A 23,535-nucleotide genomic window follows, 5' to 3' on the forward strand; every position below is an offset into this window, starting at 1 on the left:
CAGCCTGAATACCTGGGCGTCAGCGCGATAGAAGAGGGCAGGAGGCCGAAAGCTGGCGATGCATACAGAATGCACTGCCAGTCTTTTGTCTCGCGTTCGCCTTTGCGACGGTCGCTGAAACTCAGGTTGTTGCGGTAATGCGTGCACTGGCCGGGCCGCCGCGTCGCAAGGTGTTGTAGATCGGGCATTTGCCGGTGAAGTAGTCCAGCAATTGCTGGGCCTGCTGCTGCGTGACGCCGCCGGCCGTGACCGCCAGTTCCAGCCTGGCATAGCGGGTGCCGTCGGCGGGATCGCGCTGAAACAGGACTTCGGCATCGAGACTGCTCAGGGGCCAGCCGAATTCGCGCGCTTTTTCCTGAATCAACCCGAAGCTGCAGGACGCCAGTGAGGACAGCAGCAGCTCGCCGGCGGCAATTGCGAGGCCGGGGCCGCCGCTGCTGACCTTGGCGTCGGTGGGCAGCACATTGTGGCGTGCGCTGACGAGGTAGCGGCCTGCGGTGGCAGTTGCCTGGGCCTCGATGCTGACGATTTCGCCTGGGGCGGTTTGCAGATCTGCGTTGTCTTGCGAAGTGCTGGTGGCGAGGCTCATGCGGCAACCTTGTCTGTCGATGGAGTGGCGGGAGATTCCACTGTCGTGGAACGTGTTTCGACACGGCCTTTCCAGGCGTGAACGGCCGGGCGTTCCAAGCCCAGGTTTTCGCGCAGGGTTTCGCCGTGGTATTCGGTGCGCAGCAGCTTGCGTTGCTGAAGCTCTGGCACCACATAGCGCACGAACTCCTCAAACCCGGCAGGCTGGTAGGGGGCCTGGATCATGAAGCCGTCGCAGGCCTGTTCTTCAAACCAGTGCTGCATCTGGTCGGCCACGTCCTTGCCGCTGCCCACCATGCCGCCTTCGTAGCGGTTGCCGTAACGCAGGCCCAGCTCGCGCAAGGTCAGCTGTTCGCGGTCGGTGGCTTCGCGCACCTCGTCGTAATGGCCTTTGACGCCGGGCACGTTGAGATCGGGCAGCGGCGCGTCCAGCGGGTACTGGCCCAGGTCGATATCGAGGTGATAGGCCAGCGTGGACAGGCCGGGCTCGGCATGAGTCAGGTCGCGCAGCACTTCGCGCTTGGCTTCGGCAATGGCGCGGGTCTCGCCCACCAGCGGTGTGGCAGCGGGCAGAATCTTGAGGCTGTCGGGCGAGCGGCCTTTGCGAACCACGCGCTCCTTCATCTCCTTGTAGAAGCGCTGGGCGCTGTCCAGCGAGTCGTGGCTGGCGAAAATCACGTCGGCCCATTGGGCGGCAAAGTCGCGGCCGCGGTCCGATGCCCCGGCTTGCACGATCAGCGGATAGCCCTGGGGCGGGCGCGGCACGTTCAGAGGACCGCGCACATCGAACCATTTGCCCTGGTGGTGAATTTCGTGCACCTTGGCTGGATCGGCAAACAGTGGCGCTTCGCGATCCGCTACCAGGGCGTCGTCTTCCCAGCTGTCCCAGAGTTGATGGACGACTTCCAGAAACTCGTCGGCGCGGTCGTAGCGCTCGTTCTTGGGGATTTGCTCGCGCAGCGAAAAGTTCTTGGATTCGGCATCCTGAAACGAGGTGACCACGTTCCAGCCGCTGCGTCCGGCGCTCAGATGGTCCAGCGTGGCAAAGGAGCGCGCCAGCTCATAGGGTTGGAAATAGCTGGTCGAGCGGGTGGCCACCAGACCCAGGTGCCGGGTGGCGCTCGCCATGGCCGTCAGCACCAGCGTGGGGTCCAGCCGCATGGAGCCCAGCGCGCCGTAGCGCAGTTGGCTGTCGGTACTGCTCTGGAAGCGGTCAGGAACGGCCAGAATATCGGCAAAAAAAGCCATGTCGAAACGGCCTCGCTCGAGCGTCTGCGCGATCTTCTGATAGTAGGCCGGGTTGAGCCAGTCGGATTCTGAGCTGGGGTAGCGCCAGCCGCCGGCGCGACCGGGACCGGCAATGATGAAGGCGGCCAGATGCATCTGGCGGGGTGTTGCTTGGGTCATGACAATGAACTCGATTCTCGAAAAACGTCAGGGGCTCAGGAGAGGGCGCTGCGGATCTTCTGCGCCACATCGCCGACCTTGCTGCTTTGCAAAAAGCCGACGACATCGGTGCGTTGCGGCAGCACGCCCAGCTGCTGGAAGCTGTCGGCCATTTCCTGGGTTTCGGTGGCGGCCTGCCTGCTCAGCGGGGCCAGCAGGTCGGCGGTGGAGTCCGACAGGCGCTTGTCACGAATCAGTTCGACAAAGACGTTTTCTTCGAGGCTGCCGGGACGGAAGCCGCCTTGTGCCGCCCATAGTTTGGCCGTAGCTTCGGGGCTGGCATTGATCCTGGCCTGCGTCTGCTTGATAAGCTTGACGGCGTTGAAGACGGCCTGGGGATTGGATTGCAGCGCTTTCTCGCTGGCGACATAAAAGGCCCAGTCATAGGTTCTGACATTGGGTAGCAGGCGGACCTTATCGCCCAGACGAGCCTTTGCGATGGCCCCGGCATGCTGCCAATGGATCCACCCGTCGATGCTGCCTTGTGCCAGTGCCGTATAGGCATCGACGCCCGAGAGGCTGACTGCCTGCACGTCCTTGAGGCGCAGGCCGGCGGTTTCCAGATACTTGATCAGGCTGTAAGTGCCGGTCGTGCCGTTCTGATGGGCAATGCGTTTGCCCTTGAGATCGGCGGCTGAGCGTATTGAGGATTCGGCGCGCACCAGAAAGTCCACTTCATCGGCGGGCAAGGCGTAGGCGGCCAGTGGAATCATGGGTACCTTGGCGGCGATGGCATTGACGAGCGCGGTTGCCGTTGCAAAGCTGAAGTCCACCGAGCCGGCCTTGATAGCCTCCATCACCGGCAGCGATGCGGTAAATCCGGGCTGGAAGGTGATGGCCGAGCCTATGGCGCTGTGCAGCTGGCTTTCGGGCAGGCTGCGCAGCGTGGCCCAGACACCGGTACGTCCGTCGCCGATGATGGCCACCCGCAGCGGTGTGCCATTGGACTGAGCCAGAGCGGCATTGCCGCCCAGGCTCAGCGCGGCCAGTGCCGAGCCGGCCTGCAGTCCGCGCTGCAAGGCCTGGCGGCGGCTCAGTGGTGAGGAGGTCAAAGCCGTGGTGCTGTCGTAGGGGCTCATGATGATTGCCGTGAATGAAATGAAAGGAATGGGGCGTGCAGGCCCGTGATTGAAAAAGGAGGCCGGAGCCGGCTCTTGAGGAGGGCGCTACTCAGGCCGAAGCCGACGTCGCCTGGGCCGCCTCGTGCAAGGCCTCCTGCACCAGCAACTCATTGATGAGCCCTGCCTTGAGCGTGGCCAGATCGGCCTGGCCCCGATCGCGGGGTATTGCGCCTTCGAGCACCAGATCCCTGGCAATGCCGCCATCGCGCAGCACCAGAATGCGATTGGAGAGCACTACGGCCTCTTCCACGTCATGGGTGACCAGCACCACGGTGCAGGGGTGGTCGCGCAACATGTCGAAGAGCAGCAGTTGCATGGAGACCCGGGTGATGGCGTCAAGAGCGCCAAAGGGTTCGTCCAGCAGCAGGATGTCGGGGCGGTGCAGCAGTGCGCGAGCCAGGGCTGCGCGCTGTTTCTGACCGCCCGAGAGCGTGGACGGAAAATCGTTCTCATGGCCTTGCAGACCGACGGCACGCAATAGTTCCAGAGCTGCAGGTCGTTGCTCGCGTGCGCCAAGCGTGATGTTGTCGAGCACGGTCTGCCAGGGCAGAAGCCTGTCTTCCTGGAACATGACCCGTATCTGGGCCGGGCGCTCCGGCGTGGGGCTGTTCAAGCGCATGCGTCCGCTGCTGCAGTCTTCCAGACCCGCGATAAGCCGCAGCAGCGTGGACTTGCCGGCGCCGCTCGGGCCTATCAGGGAAACGAATTCACCCTGCGTAATATCAAGATCTATATGCTGCAGAACCTGGCGGCGGCCGAACGACTTTCCGATATTGTGCAGGGAAACTGCGCAGGCGGCGAAACCATCTTCTTTGATTTCGGCATCTTGACGGCTTGATAATATTGCACTCATTGACGTGCTGCCTTCTTATAAGCAGGATTCCAGCGCAGAACACGATATTCGATCTGCCGGATAAGCCAGTCTGCCAGCCAGCCTGCCAGTGCGTAAAGCAATATGGCGAAAATGATGATATCAATGCGCAGCAGTTCGCGGGCGTTTTGAACCATATAACCAATACCATTGCGAGAAGCGATGGTTTCGGCAATGACCAGCGTGAGCCATGCAACACCTAATGCATATCGGATACCCACCAGTATGGATGGCATGGCGCCGGGAATGATGATTTGTTTAATCAGCTCCTTGCGGCTTAGGCCGTAGGATTTTCCCATTTCCAGCAGCTTGGCATCGACATTCTTGATGCCGCTGGCCGTGTTGATATAGACAGGAAACAGCGTTCCCAATGCGACCAGCAAAATACGCGGCGTTTCATCGATACCCAGCCATAGAATCATCAAAGGCACCAGGGCCAGATGAGGAATGGTGCGCAGCATCTGCAGCGAACGGTCAAGCAGATCATGGTTGAACTCACTGAGACCTACGGCCGTGCCCAAGACCAAGCCCGACAACATGCCAATGCTGAAGCCGGCCAGAACCCGACTCAGGCTGACGCCTATATCCGTCCAGAGCGTGTTGTTGGTCCATTGCTCATAGGCGGCATGAGCGACCATGGTAGGGCTGGGTAATATGGACTGATCTATCCAGCCACTGGTTGTTGAAAATAGCCAAAGGCTCAGCACAACAAAAGGAATGATCCACGGCGTGAGCATTCTCTTGAAATTGAATGACGTGAATTGCCGTGTGCTTTTCTCTTTGATCAGTTGTCGTATTGCTTGGTCTGAAATTTGCATGGAGTGATATGTGCAAATTGGCCCTATTAATGGAGCCGAAGCCAAGTTTATAACTTAAATATTTAAGATGTTAAATGAATAATTTCTTGTTTGTTAATTACGGAATCATCCTTTTGCCAAAGATAATAATATTGTTTGCATATGATGGATTGATCTGCTTGTAGCCGGATCTGATGGATCTGATGGATCTGATGGATCTGATGGATCTGATGGATCTGATGGATCTGATGGATCTGATGGATCTGATGGATCTGATGGATCGGATATTAGGCTGTGGCTCAGGTCCATAGCTTTTTCCGGAAACCGGGATTCCAGTCAGCAGAGTGCGCCAGCGGAAACGGGCTATGTGTCGCAATCCTTTGGCAGGCGAGGGTAGACATCCGCAATCCTGTTCGGACTCATGCAATGAAAAACAGCCGGCCTGAAGGCCGGCCGGCTGCTGTCGTACTGTGTGGCCTCTGTTTAGCGCATGGCCTGGCCTTGCCGGGCCTTGGCGGGCCGCACCGCCACCATCAGCACCAGTGCCGATAGGATCAACATGCCCAGCACCAGATAGATGCTGTAGTGCCTGTTGCCGGTGTACTGGGTCAGCAGGCCGGCCAGGGTGGGGCTGGCGGCCGAGCCCAGGTTACCCAGGCTGCTGATGAGCGCTATGCCGCCCGCGGCCACGGCCGGTGACAGATAGTCGCTGACGAGGGCAAAGAACAGCGGGGGCAGGGCCGCAAGCCCGATCAGCGTGAAGGCCAGGGCAATCAGAGAGCCTTCGAGATGGCCGTGCATCTGCAGGGTGACGATCAGGCCGGAAATGGCCATGCCGGTGGCGATGAACAGATGCCAGCGCCGGTCGCGGAATCGATCGGAGCTGGCGCCGAAGGCAATCATGCCAAAGAAGCCCGCTACAAAGGGAATGGCCGAGTAGATGCCGACATGCAGCACGTCCTGCACGCCCAGGCCCTGAATCACGGTGGGCATCCAGAAGACAAACAGATAGGTGGCGCCGTGCATCATGAAATACACCAGTGACAGGGCATAGACCCTGGGGTCGCGCAGCAGCTGGCCCAGAGTGGCGCTGCCATGGGCATCCTTGTGCCCGTTGGAGCCGTGGTGAGTGGCCTGGCCGCTTTCGTTGGCCAGGTTGTGTTGCAGACGCGCTTTCTCGGCATCTGTCAGCCATTTGGCGTCGGCGGGCCTGTCCTGCAGGTAGACGTAGAGGATCAGGCCCAGAATGCAGGCGGGCGGGCCCTGGATGAGAAACAGCCATTGCCATCCATGAAGACCGTCGATGCCATCCATATATTTGAGAATGGCGCCGCACAGCGGTCCGGCCGCAATCGCCATGGCCATGACGGCTGAGAGAAAGATGGAGATCACGCGGCCACGGCGGGCGGAAGGGTACCAGTAGGTGAAGTACAGAATGACGCCGGGAAAGAAGCCGGCTTCGAAGGCACCCAGCAGAAAGCGCGCGACATAGAACTGCAGGGGAGTGGAGACCCAGGCCATGGCCGTGGCGATGACGCCCCAGACCAGCATGATGCGCATCAGCGTTTTGCGCGTGCCTATCTTCTCCAGCAGCAGATTGCTGGGTACTTCAAATAGAAAGTAGCCTATGAAGAACAGACCCGCGCCGAATCCGTAGGCGGCATCGCCGAAATCCAGCGTCTGCTTCATCTGGATCTGGGCATAGCCGATATTGATCCGGTCCAGGTAGGCGACCATGTAGCAGATCAGCAGCAGTGGCAGCAGCCGCCAGCTGACCTTGGCATACAGCGCCTTGTCTGCATCGATGTCCTGACCAGTATCTTGTCTGGGCGTTGCGCCCGCAATGGTCGTTGCACTTGGGTTCATGCTTGTCTCTTGGAAGTTGTTGTGGGGCGCGGGGTGGGCATCACGAGCTGGATGCTGCAAGCCGTGGTCTGGGGGCAGACCCGGCTCGGCCTTTTTTCGTTGTCATGAATGCACGGGATGCTTCACAGTCCCGCAGCATCAGGCCGCAATGGCCTAGGCAGCCATGGCCTTGCGCCAGCACCGGTCGCTGTGACCGGTGCTGTGGTGGCCTGTCTTGGAGTTCGGGGTTCATTGCCTGTTCTTGACCTTCATCGCCTGAACCCGGCTGCGCACAAAGGCTGTCCAGCCTGCATCGACCTTTGCGAGGCAGAGAATCAACGAGTTCGGGGGCAATGTAGGGCCGGTGGCCTGAATGCACTTGGCGCATTCCGCAATTCAGTTGCCGGATCGTGACATCCAAGGGTAAGCCTTAGGCTCTGCTCTTGCAGCCGCAAGGCGGTGGAGGCTGCCGCGCCCAGGCCTGCTGGCGTGGAGGTCGCGCTCGATGAGTTGGCGAACTGTGCGCCGCTGAATGGAGCGGGGATGCTCCGATGCCGAATCAGCCCATCACAAAGATGGGGGCCGTAGTGCGAAACGGCAGCCTGCGGCCTGGCGGCAGCAGATAGGCATGCTCGCGCGGCACGCGCAGCGGGTCGCATTCGCCATCGGTGATGATGAGGATGGGCCCGTCCTTGGGAAAGTCATCGGTCTGGAGCAGCCGATCCACGCCCGGCTGCAGTACGGTGCCGCCCCGGCCCCTGAGGGCGATGCGCTGGGCCATGTCGGCGGCTGGCAGATAGCCCAGGTCATAGGCTGCGGCGTCGCAGCAGATCAGGCGCACTGCGGGCACGTCCTTGGCTTCGGCATAGCTGGCGATGGCGCCCAGTGCCTTGGCCAGCACATGGCGCTCCATGGAGCCCGAGGTGTCCAGCACCACGCCAAAGGTGCGGCCGTCCAGCCAGCGGCTGTCGGCTTGAATGCGTGGCCTGGGAATATCGGGCGTGGCGCTCTGGCGGCGGCTGATGCGGGCGTAGCTGCGCCGCGTCTCTATGGGCGGAAAGTGATGGTCGAACCAGCGCGCCAGCTCCACCTGCCAGTCAATGGGCGGCTGCAGCAAAGCACGGATTTCCTCGATCAGTCCTGCGGGCAGCAGGCCGCGTGCGCTTTGCTCGTGGCGCAGCAGGCCTTTGCCCAGTTGGGTGCGGCAAAACTCGTCGATATCGGTAAAGTCGCCTGCGCTGCGCTGGCCGCCCACATTGCGCTCCAGCATGTCGCCCCGGCCACCGGCCAGGGTACGCAGCTTGCGCATGCGGCGCAGATCGCTCGCGATGCGGTCATAGACCTCCTCGGCGCCGAGACCACGCAGCTCCGGGTCGTAGAGCAGGCCGATGCCTGGCGGCTGGCCCACATCCATCTGAATCAGCCAGTCGTTGATGACAAAGTCGCAGGCCACATTCCACAGAAAAGGCTCGCGCCCACGTCGGCGCGGCAGATGGCGCAGGGCAACGTGCAGAACTTCGTGGGCGATGACGAAACGTAGTTCCAGCTCGGACAGGCGCGGGCCGGGGTTGATGTAGATGGTGCGCAGTACTTCGTCGACAGCGGCGACGGCAATGTCCTCGCGCTCGCAGATCCCGGCGTCCTCGATGATGTCAAACGCCGCGACCATGCTGCCCAGCAGCGGAAAGCTGTCCATGAACCAGTGTCGCGCGCGGTCCAGGGCACTGCTGGCAGGGCGGCTCTGGCCGAACTCGCGGCGCACGCCTGCCGCCATTTCCACGGACTGGGTGACGGAGCGAGCCAGACCCGCGGCAAACATTTCGGGCCAGTTGCCGTACCTGCGCCAATACGGCTGCGGTTTATTGGTGGATGAGGCGGGCTCAGGCCACTGCTCCGGCAGGGCCAGGCTGGGGTGAGCGCCGCCCTGACCGGGACCGGCCAGGCTCAGCGACTGTGCCCAGGCGGGTATGCCTTGTTCGCAGAACTGGACGTACCACTGGGCCTCGTCGCGCTGGGGCAGTCCGTCGGGCAGTTCCATGCCTTCGGGCGGACGGCCGAGCTTGATGGTCTGGATGAAGCGGGCCGTGACCACATCGCAGGCCGCGCTCCATTGGGTCCAGTGACTGCGGTCTCGCTGAAAAAGCTCCAGCGCGTAGCTGAGCGTGGCCCGCCCCAGGCAATACGCCCATTCCTCGGGACTGGCCAGGCGCTTGGGGTGGATGTCGATCTGGCCGGTAAAGCGTTGGTGGTTGAGGCTGGCCTGCGCCCATCCATGGGTCGGGCAGCCTGACTGGGAGCCGCGCACAAAGCCCAGGCTGCGGCTGAGTTCGCTAAAGATGGGGTGTGCCTGCAGCATGGCCAGGCCCTGCGTATAGGCCTGGGTGGCAGGGGTGTCGCGCGGTGGGGCTTTGGCCATCAGGCTCTGGCCGCTTCGCGCGCTTCTACCAGGCGTGGCAGGTCGCGCACGATTTCCACCATATACCAGGCGGGCAGGGTCTGGCTGTCGCTCTCGGCGGTGACGATCTGGGCCATTTCCAGGCTGATCTGGGCCAGCTCCTTGAGCATGGCTTTGGAGCGGTGCACGGTTTGCTGCAGCTCGCCGCCGCTTTGCTGCTTGTCGGCGGGCAGGATCTTGAGCAGACGCGCACGGAAGGCCTGGGCCAGGAAATACAGCACATCTCTGTCCTGCGGCGCATGGGGCCAGTTGGCGTCGCCCTTGAAAATGGCGTCCAGACGGTGACGGTCGTCGGCCAGCTTGTAGAAGGCCTTGAATTGCGCCGCATGCTGGGGCGTGAGGCAGCCGCTGCCCAGGGCTTCGAGCGTCTGCAGATTCAGAGCATCGCCGTAGGAGAGCAAGGCGTCGCTCAGCATATGCCAGGAGCGCGGCGTGGAAAACGCTTCCTCATGCTTGGGCGGCTGGCTCCACAGGTGATCGGGACGCTGGGCCAGGTATTCCAGCACCAGAGTATGCAACTGGGCCTGCTGAGCCCATTGCAGCCACTCGCTGGCGCTGACCTTGAGCTGCACATGAATCATGCGGTTGATCAGCGCCGAGGACATGGTGCGCACAATCGCGGAATCCTGAGCCCGGTTGCCAGCCGCAATCACGATGGAGCCCTCGGGCATCACATACTCGCCCACGCGGCGTTCCAGGATCAGGCTGTAGAAGGCCTTCTGCACATCCTGACTGCAGGCGTTGAGCTCGTCCAGGAACAGGCAATAGGGCTGCTCCCGAGCAATCATGGCGGGCGGGCAAAAGCGGGTCACCCCGTCAATGATCTGCGGCACGCCCAGCAAATCCTCGGGCGCGAGCTGGCTGCCCAGCAGGGACACGCAATCAAGCCCCACGCTTTGCGCAAAGTTCTGTACCAGTGCCGATTTGCCGATGCCTGGCGGCCCCCAGATGAACACGGGGCGTACGGTGGCGACGTTGAGAAGGAATTCGCTCAGTTGCGAGGGAGTGAGAGCCAGACTGGTTTGCATGCTGCGTGCAGTCTAAGGCAAGTGCAGCGGTGTCCTTCGCATGCTCAGGCGGCCTGACCCGGAGTCTTGCAAGCTCATGGTTCCTGGAACGCCTGCATGCCTTGCATGCAATACAGCAGAAAGCGATTGGCGGCAGGGGACAGATGGCGGCCGGTGCGAGTGATGAGCTGCATCTCCGCATCCTGAAATGCAGGGTTGTGAATGGGAATGGCGCGCAGGCGCCCGCTTGCCAGCTCGGCCGTGACGGAGCAGGGCGGCAGCAGGGTCACGCCCTGGCCGCTGGTGACAAAGGCCAGAAGCACACTGATGAGATTGCTGGTCAGTGCGGGGCTGAGGTGGATCTTGTCCTTGTGCTCGGCATATTCCACGAGCTGGCGAATGCCGTACACGCCTTGAAGCATGGCAATAGGCCATTGGCTGAGCTCTTGCAGCGAGGTCTGGTCCGCGCAGGCCAGCGGGTGCTGGGAGTGGACGATGGCATGCATGGGTTGGCGCGCCGCGCCGCGCGCGGTGATATGGCTGTCGGCGGGCGGGTAGTAGACCAGGCCAATCTCGGCCGCGTCCTCGCGAATGCGGCGCATGATTTCGGTCGTGCCATAGATTTCCAGCGAGATGCTGACGCCAGGATACTGCTGGCGAAAATTGCGTATGGGGCCGTCGATCAGCTCCTGTGCAAAGCCCTCGCCGCTGACCACGCTGACACTGCCGCTGTGCAGGCCGCGCAGCGCGTCCACCTTGGCCAGCATGTCGTGGCGGTGGGCCGTGTGTTCGCGGTGATAGTCCAGCATCAGCTGACCGGCTTCGGTGGGCACCACGCCGCTACGGTGGCGTTCCAGCAGGGCCACGCCCAGTTCCTCTTCGAGCAGGCTGATCTGGCGGCTGACGGCCGAGGGCACGATACCCAGTTTTTCGGCTGCGGCACGGACAGAGCCGCAGTAGACGGCTTCAAATAGATAGCGGGCGCGGGAGTCTTGGAAGGCGGGCATGCGGCGATTGTCGTCGCCAAATTGCATCTGTATTCATACGTATGTTCACTTTTTTAGAACAGAAAAAGAATGCGTATGCAATAAATGCATTGTTATATTCAGCGCCCGCATGGGTGAGCGCCAGCTTGGGCTGGCCGTGCCCATTTTCAGGGTTCAAAGCTATTTCAGCGCGTCGGCAGCGGCCGTCGTGCGCAAGGAAAGTTGATGCGTACAGAGGTGCAGCCGGCCAAGGCCGCGTTGAATGTGGGCAGCGTGGTGCAGGTATTTGCGCTGGCGCTGGTGATTGCGGCATTGTCCGAGTGGCTGGGGCCGCTGCCCATTGCGCTGGGCGTAGGCAAGGTGGTGCTGCTGCCCATGATCTGGGCGCTGCTCATCGGTCTGGTGCTGGGTCTGCTGCGCAAGCGCATGCCCGGGCCGCTAAAGCTGAGCCTGTACAGCCAGAATCTGGCAGCCGCCGTGCTGTCTTGCGCGCTGTTTCTGTTCATTGCCAAACTGGGTCTGCTGGTCGGTGGCTCTCTGCCCAAGCTGGCCGAAGTCGGCTGGGGGCTGGTGTTGCAGGAGTTGGGCAACCTGGTCGGTTGCGTGGCCCTGGGCATGCCCGTGGCGCTGCTGCTGGGCATCAAGCGCGAAGCGATTGGCGCGACTTTTTCCATCGGCCGTGAACCGGGTCTGGCCATCATTGGCGAGCGTTTCGGCATGGATTCGCCCGAAGGCCGCGGTGTGCTGGCCGAGTACATCACCGGTACGCTGATTGGCGCCATCTTCATCTCACTGCTGGCCGGCTTTGTCTCAAGCCTCAATATCTTCCACCCGTTGGCACTGGGCATGGGCGCCGGTGTGGGCTCGGGCAGCATGACGGCCGCTGCCGTGGGCGCGATTGCCGCCCAGCATCCCGAGATGAGCGACCAGATCGCCACCTTTGCCGCTGCCGCCAATCTGATTGCGACGACGGTGGGCACTTATCTGACCCTGTTCATCTCGCTGCCCCTGGCGCTGCGTGCCTATCAATGGCTGGAGCCGATCCTGGGCCGTAAGCGCAAGCAAGCCGTGGTGGAGCAGGCCGTAGACCTGTCTGCCACCAAGGATGAAGAGCAGGCGCAGGTGCCGGCGCTGGGCCTGGGCATGCGATTCGCCTCCTGGGTTCTGGTCGGCGCCATGGTGCTGATCGGCAACCGCATCGGTCATGGCGTGCCGGTGATGGATGCGCTGCCCGGCGTGCTGCTCATCATTGCTGCCGTGTTTGTCGGTGATCTGATCTACGTCGGCACGCGCCGCGTGCTGCCTGCTGTGTGCTGGATCTCGTTCATCGCGATGGCCATGACCTTTCCGCTCACGCCTTATGCCGCCGAAGTGGCAGCTTTGACCGGAAAGGTCAACTTCCTGGCCATGATCACGCCCATGCTGACCTTCGCGGGCCTGTCGCTGGCCAAGGACATCCCGGCCTTCCGTCGTCTGGGCTGGCGCATCGTGGTGGTTTCGCTGCTGGCCAATGCCGGCGTGTTCCTGGCCGCGACGCTGATCGCCCAGACCTTTGTCCACACGCTGTAAAGCCGGAGCAAGACCATGATGAACACCATCAAGTGGCCCGGCCAGCAGGAACTGCAAGCCTGGCGTCATGACTTTCATCGTCATCCCGAAACAGCGTTTCAGGAGCACCGCACCAGCGCACGCGTGGCCGAACTCCTGAAAAGCTTTGGTCTCGAGGTGCACACTGGCCTGGCCGGCACTGGCGTGGTCGCCGTGCTCAAAGGCAGCCTGGGCTCCGGCCCCTCCATCGGCCTGCGCGCCGATATGGATGCGCTGCACGTGACCGAGCTCAACCAGTGCGACCATGCGTCTACCCACGCAGGCCGCATGCATGCCTGCGGCCATGACGGCCATACCAGCATGCTGCTGGGTGCGGCCCAGGCCCTTGCTTCGGCCCCCGACTTTGCCGGTACCGTGCATTTCATCTTCCAGCCCGCCGAGGAAAACGAAGGTGGCGCGCGCGCCATGATCGAGGAGGGACTGTTCAAGCGCTTCCCCATGGACGCGGTCTACAGCATGCACAACTGGCCGGGTCTGCCCGTGGGTACAGCGGCAGTGCATTCCACGGCCGTGATGGCGGCCTTCGACATCTTCGATCTGACGCTGACCGGCAAGGGCTGCCATGCCGCCATGCCGCATCTGGGCAAGGACGCGCTGCTGGCGGCTTGCCAGCTCGTGACGCAACTACCCGCGCTGATCGCTCGCGAGCAGGAGGTGCACAAGCCGGCCGTGCTGAGCGTGACCAGCTTCAATGCCGGCGACACCTATAACGTGATGCCCGAAGTCATCAAGCTGCTCGGCACCGTGCGCTGCTTCGACATGCCTCAGCGCGCACGCATAGAGCAGCGTTTTCGCGATGCGATTGCAGCGACCTGCGCGCTGCACGGCCTGGAGGCCCAGCTCGACTACCGCGTCAGCTATCCAGCTACCATCAACAGCCCCCAGCATGCCGAAGTCTGTGCCGAGGTGTTGACCCGCGTACTGGGCGAGGGCAAGGTGCGCCGCGATATGGTGCCCAGCATGGCTTCTGAAGACTTTGCCTTCATGGCGCAGGAATGCCCGGGCGTCTATATCTGGCTGGGCAATGGCGAGGACAGCGCCTCCCTGCACAACCCCAAGTACGATTTCAACGATGCCAATCTGCCGCTGGGCATGCGTTACTGGGTGGAACTGGTGGGAGCGCTGCTGAAGGGCGGCAAGCTGCCAGCCTGACAGCAGGGCTTTCCATATGAATCAATGCCGGGTCAACGCTTAGTTGAGCCCGGCATTTTCATGTCCGGACGGTTTCTAACAAGCCACGCATTCGGACACAGAAATGTCGGAAGGCTGACACCCTGTAACGCCGTTTGATCTGGCGCCCCTATGATGTTTGTAGCGCTCCTGGGCAGTGCCTGCGGAGATCCGGGCAAACTCTGGAGCGTGCGTGGCGGCTGCCGTGATCCCTTGGGCACAGGGCTGGCCGTGCTAGTAGCAGGTGTTGCATCCCGGCGCATGGCCGGGCTTTCACGCGGCGCTGACCGCATCTCTCGCAACGCTGCCTGCACCATTCCTGGTGCCGTGACTTTGTCGCACTGTCCGGGTCTTGATACAGGAGGGCGCTTTATGCCGTTCGGCAATCTTGAGGCGGGCATCTGGCCCGCCGGTTTTCCACCGCTGCTGAGCTGGTGCGTGCTGGTTGCGGCCGCTGCCTTGCTGGGTCATCTGGTTCACCGCTTTACCGGCTATCCGCGCATGCTCGGGTATACGGTGGTGGGCCTGGTGGCTGGATGGGTGGGGTTTGGCGATCTGCCCTGGCCGCTGCAAGGCAGCACGGCCGTGCTGCTGGAGGTGGCTGTTGGCGCAAGCCTGCTGCTGGCTGCCTCTCAAGTGTCATTGCCCTGGCTGTTTCGCCAGCCCTGGTTGCTGCTGCAAAGTCTGGGCGAGTCGCTGGTCACGCTGACGGTGGTGGCTGCGACCCTGCTTGCGCTGGGCTGGGGCTGGGCCGTGGCGCTGGCCGTCGGTGTGATATCCATGGCTGCGTCTCCGGCTGTGTTGCTTCGCATTGCCGATGATCTGCGCGCCAGCGGCGCGGTGACAGACCGCAGCTTGCTGCTGGCTACCATCAGCACCTTGCTGGCGCTGCTCGGCGCTCTGGTGCTGACCGTAGTGTTCGTGCCGGTCGCAGCGGCGGCGGGTGGCGGCCTGCAGTTTTCATCGGCGGGGCTGGGCCGCCTGCTGTTCAGCGTGCTGCTGACTCTGTTCTGGGCCTTTCTGGTCACCATTGCCTTCTGGCCGGTCCTTCGTTGGCAATCATCGCGCAGCGATACCACGGCCCTGTATTTGCTGGCGGCCATGGCTGCGGTCTGTCTGCTGGCCGAGCAATGGGGCGGCTCTGCCGCACTGGGCTTCATGGTCGCGGGCCTGATGCTGCGCAATCTCAGTCCCATGCCGCTGGTCTGGCCCCAGGCCTTCCAGGCGGCCAATGCCATGCTCAATCTGCTGATGTTCGTGCTGGTGGCCAGCATGGCCTCGCAAGTGAACCTGTCTGTGGCGATGGTTTCGGTCGTGGCCAGCGCTGTCCTGGCTCGGATTCTGGGCAAGTTTGGCTCCATCCTGCTGCTGGGGCTAGGTACCGGCATAGGCTGGCGCAGGCAATGGCCTGTGGCCTGCGGGCAATTGGCCTTGTCGGGTCTCGCGCTGCTGATGGTGTCGGGGATTGCAATCCAGTGGACGGCTTTCAATGCCAGCGTGGCCCAGCAGGTGGCGGCCATTGCGCTGCCCATGATCGTCTTGTGCGAGGTACTGGGTGTGCTGCTGGCCGCTACCGCCCTGTGGCGTAGCGGCGATGCCCATCGCGGCGTGGGCCGCGCGGCCTTGCAAAGAGGAGGTAAGCGCCATGACGCATGAAGTCGAACAAAGTCAGCCCACGGGGGCAGAAGCCGGTGGTTTGGGCGAATTCGCGCCGTCACAGGCGCTGACGCTGGGCGTGGAGCTGGAGTTGCAGTTGCTCAACACCCATCACTACGATATGACGCCTTATGCGCCCGATATGCTCGCCCTTCTCAAGAACGCCAAGGTTCCGGGCTCCATCGTGCCCGAGGTGACCTCCAGCATGATCGAAATCTCGACCGGCATCTGTCAGGATGCGCAGGACGCCTACGAGCAACTGGCTGTTACGCGCGATGCCTTGGTCAAGGCGGCCGACCGGCTCAATATCGCGTTGGCCGGCGGCGGCACGCATCCGTTTCAGCAGTGGCACCAACAGCGCATTTACGACAAGCCACGCTTCAAGGAGCTGACGGCGCTGTACGGCTATCTGACCAAGCAGTTCACCATTTTCGGCCAGCATGTGCATGTGGGTTGCCCCAGTGCCGATGATGCGCTGATGATGCTGCACCGGCTTTCGCGCTATATCCCGCATTTCATTGCACTGTCGGCATCCAGCCCGTTTGTGCAGGGGCAGGACACGGCGTTTGATTCGGCGCGTCTCAACTCGGTGTTCGCGTTCCCGCTTTCGGGCCGTGCACCATTTGCCTTGCATTGGGAGGATTTCGAGCGCTACTTTGCCAAGATGGCGGCCACGGGAGTGATCCACAGCATGAAGGATTTCTACTGGGATATCCGCCCCAAGCCCGAGTTCGGCACGGTGGAGGTGCGCGTTTTCGACACGCCGCTGTCCATCCATCGCGCTGCGCAGCTGGCAGCCTATGTGCAGGCGCTGGGTGCCTGGTTCCTTAGCGAGCAGCCCTTCGAGCCGAGCGAAGACGACTATCTGGTCTATACCTATAACCGCTTCCAGGCCTGCCGTTTCGGCTTGGACGGCACTTATGTGGACCCGGCGAGCAGCGAGCAGCTGTCGCTGCGCGAGCATATAGGGCAGACCCTGCAGCGCATCACCAGCCATGCGCCGGCTTCAGGCAAGAGCGCGCTGCAGGAGCTGGCTCTGGTGCTGCAGCGCGGCAACGATGCGAGCTGGCTGCGTGAGAGCTATGCTCAGGTGCAGCAGTTGCCCGAGGTGGTGCGCCAAGCATCGCTCAGGTTTTCCGGTCGGCCCTGATCGGTTTTGACATCCAGGGCCCGGTATAAGACGTTACAGTTGCAAACACTTACGAATGCGGGTTGATAAGGCTTGAACAAAGCATGTGCCAGTCCTGCGTTGTTGACCCGCAGGTCCGGTGGTTTTCATGGCCTGAGCCACGCAGCACCTGTCTTTACCGGATATGAGCGATTTCATGGTTGCGACCGTCATCCTGGGCATGCTCTGCGTGCATCTGCTGTGTTTTTGCGTGCTGTTCATGCTGATCGGCCGCAGATTGCCCGGCAGGAAAATGGGCATGGATGTGTTTGCACTGGGCAATCTGCTGCTGGGCTGTGCCTATGTGCTGCAACTGCTAGGCGGCAAGCCGGGCTGGAGTGCGATGAGTGTCGTCAATCACACTCTGACTCTGTGTGCTCCGGTGGTTTATGCATTGGGCGCGATGCGCTTCTTCAATCGTCCGACACCGGTGTGGCGGCCGCTGCTGGTGTTGGCTCTGGCCTATAGTGCCGCGCAGATGCTGGTGCAGTCGACACTGGGTCTGGAGGCGCGCCAGGCCATGCTGGCCGGGGCTTGTGCCTTGCTGTTTCTGGGCATGACGATCGCCTTGCTGTGGGGAACCCTCAGCTTTGCGAGGAATATGGTCGTGGAGATGCTGGTCTTTTCCATTCTGATCGGCGGCATCTGCATTCTCAATGCCATGAAGTTCGTGCTGATCCTGCAGGGCGGCTTGCAGGCCCTGGACATGAACAGCCGGTTCCAGACGGTGTTCTACGTCTATATGTCCTTCCTCGGCACGGTGATACCGCCGGGCGCGGTCTGGCTGGTGTTGCGCCGTCTCACCGACGAACTCGGCAGCATGGCGGCCCAGGACCCGTTGACCAGGCTGCTCAATCGCCGGGGCTTGCTCCAGGGACTGGGCGCGCATTTCGCGGCTGCAAAGACCGTGCCCGTCCATCTGTTGATCGTGGACATCGATCATTTCAAACGCATCAACGACAGCTATGGGCACCAGTTCGGCGACATGGTGCTATGCCGAGTGGCGGAAGTGATTCGGCAAAGCACGCGCAAAAGCGATCTGAAATGCCGTTTGGGTGGTGAAGAGTTCGTGGTTCTCTGCCCGGGGCTGCGGGGAGACGAGGCGCTGCAACTCGCCGAAAGAATACGCGCAGCGATTGCGGAAATCGCGATTCCGGGCATCAGCCTGCATGGCTGCGTCACTTGCACGGCAACGATTGGCGTTTCCAATCCTTTCATTGCTTCGCATGCGTTTGAGCTCGCACTGCAGCAGGCCGATGCGGCGCTTTATCGAGGCAAACGTGGGGGGCGCAATCGTGTTCAGCGCGTGGACCCTGAAGACCTCCGGACGCAGGCACCGGAGGGACAGGCCGCAAGATCAGGCCCTTTCATCAGTGAAAGGGCCTGAGGGCGCTCAGGCTGCAATCACCGTCACGGCATAGCCTTTGCCGCTGGCAATCACGTCCAGCAACCGATCGATATTGGGGTGGGCACCGGGGCGTGCCTTGGCATCTTCGGTGTGCTCGGCAAACAGCTGCAGGCCTTCTTCGGCAGCCGCGACATTGATGCTGCCATGTTTGGCGTAGAGTGCGTTGTAGACCGTGACCGAGCCAGCTTTTCCGGGGGCATTCGGAATGCTTGCGGCCAGCTTGCCGTCGGAGTCGATCAGCTGCAGCTCGGAGATATGGGCGATGGAGGGAAGTTGCTTGAGATTGTCGGCAAAGGCCATGGTGTGCTCGCAATGGTCGCTGTGATGGAAGCCGCTATTGTGGGGCTGCTTGAGGGCCTGTTAAGCTTCGGGCGCTGTTTTGCTCGAGCACCCGCAGTGCCTGCTGCATCTGTGCCAGCGTGGGCGCGTATTCGGGCAGCTCGGCAATCTCGTCCATCTCGCGCCGCATCAACTGCTGCACCTGGACTGCCAGATCCTGCCAGTCAGAGGCGCTCATCAGGGCCTGGGCCGTCTGTAGCAAGTCGGTCTGTATTTCATATGACAGCGAGAGCTTGCGCACCACATTGAGCGCAAATGGGGGGCACAGCAGAATTTGAAGCGCGGTCGAGCGTGCGAAGGTCTGGCTGCTGTGGCCCTGTATGCCATGGCGCAGCGTCAGCCAGCTGAGGTAGGTCGTGCTCAGATAGATGAGCGCAAGTGCAATCAGCTGCAGCAGTTCGGAATGCAGCACCAGCAAGGCGGCAGGAAGGCCGAGAAACAGCAGTGCGGCCAGCAGATACAGCGGCAGTACAAATGCCTTGAAACTGTGGGCATGTGCCTCAATAGCCGTGGAAGATCCCGCGTCGGCGGGCAGCTGGATCCGCGTTGCGCTCCAGCGCTGCCTGTAGACGGGCTGGTGAAGCACAAATACAGGCAGCCACAGCAGGCGGTTCTGACGCAGCTCGAAGCCTCGGCTGGCCAACTGTGCCTTCCATCCCGAGCGCAGCGGGCGCAGCAAGCCTTCTTCGGGCTTGAGCAGCAAGGCAGCGTCATAGAGATAGAACAGGACGATGGCCAGAACTACCTGCAGCTGCGTGGAGATCGTGAAGTACAAGACGGCTTTCCGGACAAGACAAACCCCGCGATCTTAGCGATGCGCGGGGCGGGTTACAGACATTGAGGCCGTGGCCCGCGGACCGCCTTATTCAGCGGCCTTCTTGCGGCCAAACAATTTGCCTATGCCTGCGAACAGGGCGACCGCTGCAGCAGCGACGATCTTCCAGCCTGCAGCCAGAAAGCCAGCAATCGCGCCCCACAGGCCTTTCTTGGTGGCCACTGCGGCAGCACCACCGAGCACCAGGGCGCCCAGACCGATAGCGGCGACCTTGTCACCATTCTTGAACTCCGCGTAGGTCTGTCCGCTGTTGTAGTCGAATCCGGCCAGCACTTTCTTGAACTCCTCGGTGTTTTGGGCCAGGGTGGCGGTATCGGAGACCAGAGTGGCCGTCATCACGCCGCTGCGGCCCAGAATGCGCGAGGTGTAGTTGACATTCTTCTCACCGGTTTCGCCGCGCAGACGCAGACCCCATTCCAGTCGCTTGGTGGCCGTGTCGTAATGTGGGGGAACCTGCCAGCCATCGGTGTACAGCGCTTCAAGACCCAGCTTCTTGCGCTGCTCGTTGCCGGCCTTGTCGCCTGACTGCATGGATTTGAGCAAGTCGTCGGCATCAATCTTTTCGTCGTCCTTCACGTAGCCCGTGTCGTCATAGGAGAACACGGCAAACCAGTTCAAGGATTTGGGGGCGATCAGGAAGTGATCGCTGCTGGGCGGGTTGCCAAATGCCTGCAACAGCTTGGAGGTGTCGGCCTCGCCGAGAAAGGCATAGCCAGACGGAATCTTGACGCTGGCCTTGTCCGCGATTTCACCCTTGCCACTTTCCTGCCAGTGCAGGGCCTTGATTTCAGCGGGCAACTCCTGAGTGGCTTCGGTCTTGGCCCAGACGCCAAGAGACAGTGACAGGCCGACAACGGCGGCCGCGATGGACTTGAACATGCAATGAACTCCCGTGTTATGAATATATTGAGGAAAGCTGTTGGTAATAGCGGACTTGATTTCACATACGCATTCGAATCATCTGTCGTTGATTCGCGGGTGAAGCATAACGCGGCTCAAACTGAGCTGACAAAAGAAGCAGGAGTGATAGCGCAATGCTTTATTAATATTTGGCATGTCTGGCAATTGGCCGGTTTTTGAAGAATTTCCTTGGAGGTCGCTCGTATGCGCAATGCCATATCATTTTTAGAGGGGCACAACAGCCTGGGTATGGGCAGCTGGCATCTTGGCCAGGGGCGGCGCAGCCTGAACGAAGAGAAGGCGGCCTTGCTCACCGGGCTGCAGCTCGGCCTGAGCGTGATCGACACTGCCGAGATGTATGGCGATGGCCTTTCCGAGGAACTGATTGGTGATGTGCTGCGCGACTTGTCGCCAAATCGGCTCCGGCCGTTCCTGGTCAGCAAGGTGCTGCCCATGCACGCCAGCCGCAAGGGAGTGATGCGCGCGTTCGAGGCCAGCGCCCATAAGCTGGGAGTGGACTGTATCGACCTCTATCTGCTGCACTGGCGTGGCAATACGCCGCTGGCCGAGACGGTAGCCGCGTTCGAGGCATTGAAGGCGCAGGGGAGGATTCGTCATTGGGGCGTTTCCAACTTCGACACCGACGATATGCAGGAGCTGTGGCAAGTTCCGGGCGGACGCAACTGTGTGGTCAATCAGGTGCTCTACAACGTTTTCAGCCGCGGTATCGAATATGACTTGCTGCCCTGGTGTCTGAAGAACGGCGTGACCGTGATGGCCTATTGTCCGCTGGGGCATGGAGAGCTGGTTGAGCACAGCCTGCTGGCTGAAATCGGTGATCGTCACAGTGTCAGTGCCAGTGTGGTGGCTCTGGCCTGGGCTCTGCGCAGCGGCAGGGTGCTGGCGATTCCCGAGAGCGGCTCCGAAGACCATATCCGAGACAACGCCCGTGCACTGAAGCTCACGCTCGGCCCGGAAGAGCTGGCGCTGATCGACGCTGCCTCGCCCCCGCCGCGCTTCAAGCTACCGCTGGACATTCTCTGAGCAAGAAGTGCCTCGGGCTAGCTGGTGTCATGGGCGGCGGTCCGTGAGATCCTCGCTGCCCGCACCAGCACTCAGGCCCGAACCCAGCCCGGCGCCCAGCCCCAGGCCTCCCGCTCCCATACCTGCGCCCTGACCGCCGGCGCCCGCGCCGCCACGACTGCCCGAACCCTGGGCTTCACCGGCCTTGCGATTCCCTCCGGCTCCCCCGGTATTCGGCCTTGCCGGGCCCTGGGACGGTATCTGGAGATGCGAGGGGATGGGTTCGAGATCCAGAGCGTCGCGAATGAAGCCGCGCAGCGAAGTGACCAGTGCGGCGGTCTCGATAGGTCGACCGGCCACCATATCCTGGGCTGCCCGGGCTGCCAGTTCCACTTGCTCCTCGGTACCCAGCAGGATGATGTCGGACAGAGCGGCCTCCACGGCATCCCGGATACGACGGCGGCGCTCGTTCAGGCTATCTCCGGCTGGCGTTTGTGGCAGTGTCTCATCGGTTTGCCTGAGGTCGCGCAGATGCAGAGGACTGACGCTCAGCGTGCCGGTGAACGAGCTGCCCAGCGTTTTGTAGGCGGCGATCAAGGTCTTGAGCCGCTCGTTGATTTGCCGGTTCTCACGCTCGCGCCGCTTTTGTACGGTCTGCATGAACAACAGGCGAATGCCCATCATTAGGCAGGTCACCAGCAACAGTCCCAGCACGGTGGAGAGCAAGGAGGTCCAGGAGCTGAAATCAAGCGAAGAGCGCATGGAGTTCCTTCAATCGGAGTTGTCGGTCATGAAAGCGAGTTTGCACAATTTTTATGCGATCCGGGCGAGATCGGCCTGTGCCGGAGGCGCTTGTGGCAAAGCTTGTCAATCTGTCTCGTGTTTTGCCATATGCTAGATAGTTGACATATCACCTAGCTGAGAAAAAGAGACAACGTGGTGGAGCCAGTGACTAGCCGGGGCCTGAACCCCTCATGGATCATCGTCGCAGCCGGCGTCAGTGCCTCGCTGCATGTGGGCAAGCTGCCGCCTGCCGTGCCTTTGCTGCAGCAGCAACTGGGCGTGTCCCTGGTGCAGGCCGGATTTCTGCTCTCCACCGTTCAGGTGGCGGGCATGCTGCTGGGCCTGGTGGTGGGGTTGGGCGCCGACAAATGGGGTCTGCGTCGCAGCCTGCTGACGGGGCTGATGCTGATGGCTATGTCAAGCGCGGTGGGCGCTGCGGCCACGGGCTTTGCCTGGCTGCTGGCGCTGCGTGCGCTTGAAGGCCTGGGATTCTTGCTGGTCGCCATGCCTGCACCGGGGCTGATACGCCGCGCAGTCAAGCCGTCCGAGCTGGGGACGCGTATGGGGTGGTGGGGTTCCTATATGCCCATTGGCAGTGCCATGGGCTTGCTGCTGGGGCCCTGGGTGCTGCAGGCAAGCAGCTGGCAGGTCTGGTGGATTGCGCTGGGCTGCACCTCCGCCTTGGCTGCCTATGCGGTCTGGCGCATGGTGCCTGCGGATGGTGCTGCAGCCGATGCCCTTGCAGCCACAGCCGATGAAGGCTGGCGTCCGCGTCTGGCCTGCACCTTGCGCAGCCCCGGCCCCTGGCTGGTGTCGCTGGGCTTCATGGTGTATTCGAGCCAGTGGATGGGGGTTGTCGGATTTTTACCCACTCTGTATGCGGAGGCCGGTCTAGGCGCCAAGCTGGCAGGGCTGCTGACGGCTGTGGTCGCCGCCAGCAATATGCTGGGTAATGTGGCCGCAGGCAGGTTGTTGCATCGGGGCTGGAGTCCCGCGCGCTGCCTGCAAACCGGCTATGTGCTGATGGGGCTGACGGCGCTGCTGGCCTATGTGCAGATCGGCGGCGAGCCCTTGGCACCGCTGTGGCTGCGTTTCGTGGCCGTGGCGCTGTTCTCGGCGACGGGCGGCCTGATACCGGCCACTCTGTTCACCACGGCCATGCACCTGGCGCCCAGCCCGGCCACGGTATCCACCACCGTGGGTTTCATGCAGCAATGGTCCTGTGTGGGGCAGTTTGCCGGTCCGCCACTGGTCGCGGCCGTGGCCATGCAGATGGGCGGCTGGCAGTTCACCTGGATGGTGACGGGCAGCATGTGTGTGCTGGGCTGGCTGCTGGCGCTTGGTGTGGGCCGCTGCTGGACCCGTCTCAAGGCCTGAGCTTTATTAGCTCTGCTCTGTATTTATGAGCTGCAAGCGCAATATGGATGGGCGCTTGGGGTCGATTTTATGATGTTCTCTTGCGCCGGCGCATGGGCATGACTTGCAGCTCCCGCATGATTCGGGTCCGAACTGCGGTTACGCTGCAGTCT

Annotated in this window: 21 protein-coding genes; 8 read left to right on the forward strand and 13 right to left on the reverse strand. The window is 61.9% G+C overall.

The features are described from left to right. Nucleotides 1-121: 121 nt before the first annotated feature. From DJFAAGMI_RS05355 to DJFAAGMI_RS05395, 9 genes are all read right to left on the reverse strand, one after another. Nucleotides 122-589 carry an OsmC family protein gene (locus tag DJFAAGMI_RS05355; RefSeq protein WP_211456223.1) on the reverse strand — a complete coding sequence of 156 codons (468 nt, stop codon included), beginning with the start codon at nucleotides 587-589 and terminating at the stop codon, nucleotides 122-124. Further along, the gene (locus DJFAAGMI_RS05360; protein WP_211456224.1) at nucleotides 586-1,995 is read right to left on the reverse strand and encodes an LLM class flavin-dependent oxidoreductase; all 1,410 of its coding nucleotides are present in this window, start codon (nucleotides 1,993-1,995) and stop codon (nucleotides 586-588) included. Before DJFAAGMI_RS05360 ends, DJFAAGMI_RS05355 begins: the two co-directional genes overlap by 4 nt. Before the next feature lie 35 nt (nucleotides 1,996-2,030). Continuing rightward, entirely contained in the window at nucleotides 2,031-3,113 is a 1,083-nt protein-coding gene (locus tag DJFAAGMI_RS05365; RefSeq protein ID WP_211456225.1) for an NrtA/SsuA/CpmA family ABC transporter substrate-binding protein, read from the reverse strand. A 91-nt stretch (nucleotides 3,114-3,204) separates the two neighbouring features. Continuing rightward, complete coding sequence (locus DJFAAGMI_RS05370; protein ID WP_249334025.1) at nucleotides 3,205-3,936, reverse strand: ABC transporter ATP-binding protein; 732 nt, start codon at nucleotides 3,934-3,936, stop codon at nucleotides 3,205-3,207. Nucleotides 3,937-4,004: 68 nt separating this feature from the next. Then, nucleotides 4,005-4,763 carry an ABC transporter permease subunit gene (locus DJFAAGMI_RS05375; RefSeq protein WP_211456739.1) on the reverse strand — a complete coding sequence of 253 codons (759 nt, stop codon included), beginning with the start codon at nucleotides 4,761-4,763 and terminating at the stop codon, nucleotides 4,005-4,007. Between the two features lie 543 nt (nucleotides 4,764-5,306). After that, nucleotides 5,307-6,689: an MFS transporter gene (locus DJFAAGMI_RS05380; RefSeq protein ID WP_211456227.1), complete on the reverse strand. Its 1,383-nt coding sequence runs from the start codon at nucleotides 6,687-6,689 to the stop codon at nucleotides 5,307-5,309. 538 nt (nucleotides 6,690-7,227) lie between these two features. Beyond that, nucleotides 7,228-9,084 (reverse strand): vWA domain-containing protein, encoded by a 1,857-nt coding sequence (locus DJFAAGMI_RS05385; protein WP_211456228.1) that lies wholly within the window; start codon nucleotides 9,082-9,084, stop codon nucleotides 7,228-7,230. After that, nucleotides 9,084-10,151: an AAA family ATPase gene (locus DJFAAGMI_RS05390; RefSeq protein ID WP_211456229.1), complete on the reverse strand. Its 1,068-nt coding sequence runs from the start codon at nucleotides 10,149-10,151 to the stop codon at nucleotides 9,084-9,086. The genes DJFAAGMI_RS05385 and DJFAAGMI_RS05390 overlap by 1 nt, the downstream gene beginning before the upstream one ends. 74 nt (nucleotides 10,152-10,225) lie before the next feature. Further along, nucleotides 10,226-11,164 carry a LysR family transcriptional regulator gene (locus DJFAAGMI_RS05395; RefSeq protein ID WP_211456230.1) on the reverse strand — a complete coding sequence of 313 codons (939 nt, stop codon included), beginning with the start codon at nucleotides 11,162-11,164 and terminating at the stop codon, nucleotides 10,226-10,228. 177 nt (nucleotides 11,165-11,341) lie between these two features. Between DJFAAGMI_RS05395 and DJFAAGMI_RS05400 the strand changes: the two genes are divergently transcribed. From DJFAAGMI_RS05400 to DJFAAGMI_RS05420, 5 genes are all read left to right on the forward strand, one after another. Next, on the forward strand, nucleotides 11,342-12,685 hold the full coding sequence (locus DJFAAGMI_RS05400; RefSeq protein ID WP_043003113.1) for a DUF3100 domain-containing protein: 1,344 nt from the start codon (nucleotides 11,342-11,344) through the stop codon (nucleotides 12,683-12,685). 15 nt (nucleotides 12,686-12,700) lie between these two features. Then, nucleotides 12,701-13,876, forward strand: a complete 1,176-nt coding sequence (locus DJFAAGMI_RS05405; protein ID WP_211456231.1) for a M20 aminoacylase family protein — start codon at nucleotides 12,701-12,703, stop codon at nucleotides 13,874-13,876. Nucleotides 13,877-14,029: 153 nt separating this feature from the next. Beyond that, nucleotides 14,030-15,550, forward strand: coding sequence for a cation:proton antiporter (locus tag DJFAAGMI_RS05410; protein WP_249333821.1), 1,521 nt, complete (start codon nucleotides 14,030-14,032; stop codon nucleotides 15,548-15,550). Next, complete coding sequence (locus DJFAAGMI_RS05415) at nucleotides 15,540-16,700, forward strand: YbdK family carboxylate-amine ligase (protein ID WP_211456232.1); 1,161 nt, start codon at nucleotides 15,540-15,542, stop codon at nucleotides 16,698-16,700. The genes DJFAAGMI_RS05410 and DJFAAGMI_RS05415 overlap by 11 nt, the downstream gene beginning before the upstream one ends. Before the next feature lie 175 nt (nucleotides 16,701-16,875). Beyond that, on the forward strand, nucleotides 16,876-18,105 hold the full coding sequence (locus DJFAAGMI_RS05420; protein WP_211456233.1) for a GGDEF domain-containing protein: 1,230 nt from the start codon (nucleotides 16,876-16,878) through the stop codon (nucleotides 18,103-18,105). Nucleotides 18,106-18,111: 6 nt separating this feature from the next. Here DJFAAGMI_RS05420 and DJFAAGMI_RS05425 read toward each other — a convergent pair whose 3' ends face one another. The 3 genes from DJFAAGMI_RS05425 to DJFAAGMI_RS05435 all read right to left on the reverse strand — a co-directional run bounded on the left by DJFAAGMI_RS05425 (nucleotide 18,112) and on the right by DJFAAGMI_RS05435 (nucleotide 20,179). Continuing rightward, nucleotides 18,112-18,426, reverse strand: a complete 315-nt coding sequence (locus tag DJFAAGMI_RS05425; RefSeq protein WP_034376060.1) for a DUF2322 family protein — start codon at nucleotides 18,424-18,426, stop codon at nucleotides 18,112-18,114. A gap of 34 nt (nucleotides 18,427-18,460) precedes the next feature. Beyond that, nucleotides 18,461-19,240 (reverse strand): hypothetical protein, encoded by a 780-nt coding sequence (locus DJFAAGMI_RS05430; RefSeq protein WP_211456234.1) that lies wholly within the window; start codon nucleotides 19,238-19,240, stop codon nucleotides 18,461-18,463. Between the two features lie 87 nt (nucleotides 19,241-19,327). Then, nucleotides 19,328-20,179, reverse strand: coding sequence for a DUF2167 domain-containing protein (locus DJFAAGMI_RS05435; protein ID WP_211456235.1), 852 nt, complete (start codon nucleotides 20,177-20,179; stop codon nucleotides 19,328-19,330). 3 nt (nucleotides 20,180-20,182) lie between these two features. Between DJFAAGMI_RS05435 and DJFAAGMI_RS05440 the strand changes: the two genes are divergently transcribed. Continuing rightward, entirely contained in the window at nucleotides 20,183-20,380 is a 198-nt protein-coding gene (locus DJFAAGMI_RS05440; protein ID WP_211456236.1) for a hypothetical protein, read from the forward strand. Nucleotides 20,381-20,404: 24 nt separating this feature from the next. Further along, nucleotides 20,405-21,244 carry an aldo/keto reductase gene (locus DJFAAGMI_RS05445; protein ID WP_211456237.1) on the forward strand — a complete coding sequence of 280 codons (840 nt, stop codon included), beginning with the start codon at nucleotides 20,405-20,407 and terminating at the stop codon, nucleotides 21,242-21,244. 27 nt (nucleotides 21,245-21,271) lie between these two features. Here the strand turns inward: DJFAAGMI_RS05445 and DJFAAGMI_RS24985 are convergent, their stop codons facing one another. After that, nucleotides 21,272-21,985, reverse strand: a complete 714-nt coding sequence (locus tag DJFAAGMI_RS24985; protein WP_249333823.1) for a hypothetical protein — start codon at nucleotides 21,983-21,985, stop codon at nucleotides 21,272-21,274. 177 nt (nucleotides 21,986-22,162) lie between these two features. Here DJFAAGMI_RS24985 and DJFAAGMI_RS05460 point away from each other — a divergent pair, with 177 nt between their 5' ends. Beyond that, the gene (locus DJFAAGMI_RS05460) at nucleotides 22,163-23,383 is read left to right on the forward strand and encodes an MFS transporter (protein WP_211456239.1); all 1,221 of its coding nucleotides are present in this window, start codon (nucleotides 22,163-22,165) and stop codon (nucleotides 23,381-23,383) included. Nucleotides 23,384-23,535 lie beyond the last annotated feature (152 nt).

Origin of the sequence: Comamonas brasiliensis, from assembly GCF_018292285.1 — a bacterium.
GTDB lineage: Bacteria > Pseudomonadota > Gammaproteobacteria > Burkholderiales > Burkholderiaceae_C > Comamonas > Comamonas brasiliensis.

What these genes read in the sequence shown, in the direction of transcription:
- DJFAAGMI_RS05420 (WP_211456233.1), top strand. Translation starts at nt 16,876, where the DNA reads ATGGTTGCGACCGTCATCCTGGGCATGCTCTGCGTGCATCTGCTGTGT.
- DJFAAGMI_RS05445 (WP_211456237.1), top strand. Translation starts at nt 20,405, where the DNA reads ATGCGCAATGCCATATCATTTTTAGAGGGGCACAACAGCCTGGGTATG.
- DJFAAGMI_RS05385 (WP_211456228.1), bottom strand. Translation starts at nt 9,084, where the DNA reads ATGGCCAAAGCCCCACCGCGCGACACCCCTGCCACCCAGGCCTATACG.
- DJFAAGMI_RS05380 (WP_211456227.1), bottom strand. Translation starts at nt 6,689, where the DNA reads ATGAACCCAAGTGCAACGACCATTGCGGGCGCAACGCCCAGACAAGAT.
- DJFAAGMI_RS05355 (WP_211456223.1), bottom strand. Translation starts at nt 589, where the DNA reads ATGAGCCTCGCCACCAGCACTTCGCAAGACAACGCAGATCTGCAAACC.
- DJFAAGMI_RS05390 (WP_211456229.1), bottom strand. Translation starts at nt 10,151, where the DNA reads ATGCAAACCAGTCTGGCTCTCACTCCCTCGCAACTGAGCGAATTCCTT.
- DJFAAGMI_RS24985 (WP_249333823.1), bottom strand. Translation starts at nt 21,985, where the DNA reads ATGCGCTCTTCGCTTGATTTCAGCTCCTGGACCTCCTTGCTCTCCACC.
- DJFAAGMI_RS05440 (WP_211456236.1), top strand. Translation starts at nt 20,183, where the DNA reads ATGAACTCCCGTGTTATGAATATATTGAGGAAAGCTGTTGGTAATAGC.
- DJFAAGMI_RS05395 (WP_211456230.1), bottom strand. Translation starts at nt 11,164, where the DNA reads ATGCAATTTGGCGACGACAATCGCCGCATGCCCGCCTTCCAAGACTCC.
- DJFAAGMI_RS05375 (WP_211456739.1), bottom strand. Translation starts at nt 4,763, where the DNA reads ATGCTCACGCCGTGGATCATTCCTTTTGTTGTGCTGAGCCTTTGGCTA.
- DJFAAGMI_RS05425 (WP_034376060.1), bottom strand. Translation starts at nt 18,426, where the DNA reads ATGGCCTTTGCCGACAATCTCAAGCAACTTCCCTCCATCGCCCATATC.
- DJFAAGMI_RS05415 (WP_211456232.1), top strand. Translation starts at nt 15,540, where the DNA reads ATGACGCATGAAGTCGAACAAAGTCAGCCCACGGGGGCAGAAGCCGGT.
- DJFAAGMI_RS05360 (WP_211456224.1), bottom strand. Translation starts at nt 1,995, where the DNA reads ATGACCCAAGCAACACCCCGCCAGATGCATCTGGCCGCCTTCATCATT.
- DJFAAGMI_RS05410 (WP_249333821.1), top strand. Translation starts at nt 14,030, where the DNA reads ATGTTTGTAGCGCTCCTGGGCAGTGCCTGCGGAGATCCGGGCAAACTC.
- DJFAAGMI_RS05405 (WP_211456231.1), top strand. Translation starts at nt 12,701, where the DNA reads ATGATGAACACCATCAAGTGGCCCGGCCAGCAGGAACTGCAAGCCTGG.
- DJFAAGMI_RS05400 (WP_043003113.1), top strand. Translation starts at nt 11,342, where the DNA reads ATGCGTACAGAGGTGCAGCCGGCCAAGGCCGCGTTGAATGTGGGCAGC.
- DJFAAGMI_RS05365 (WP_211456225.1), bottom strand. Translation starts at nt 3,113, where the DNA reads ATGAGCCCCTACGACAGCACCACGGCTTTGACCTCCTCACCACTGAGC.
- DJFAAGMI_RS05435 (WP_211456235.1), bottom strand. Translation starts at nt 20,179, where the DNA reads ATGTTCAAGTCCATCGCGGCCGCCGTTGTCGGCCTGTCACTGTCTCTT.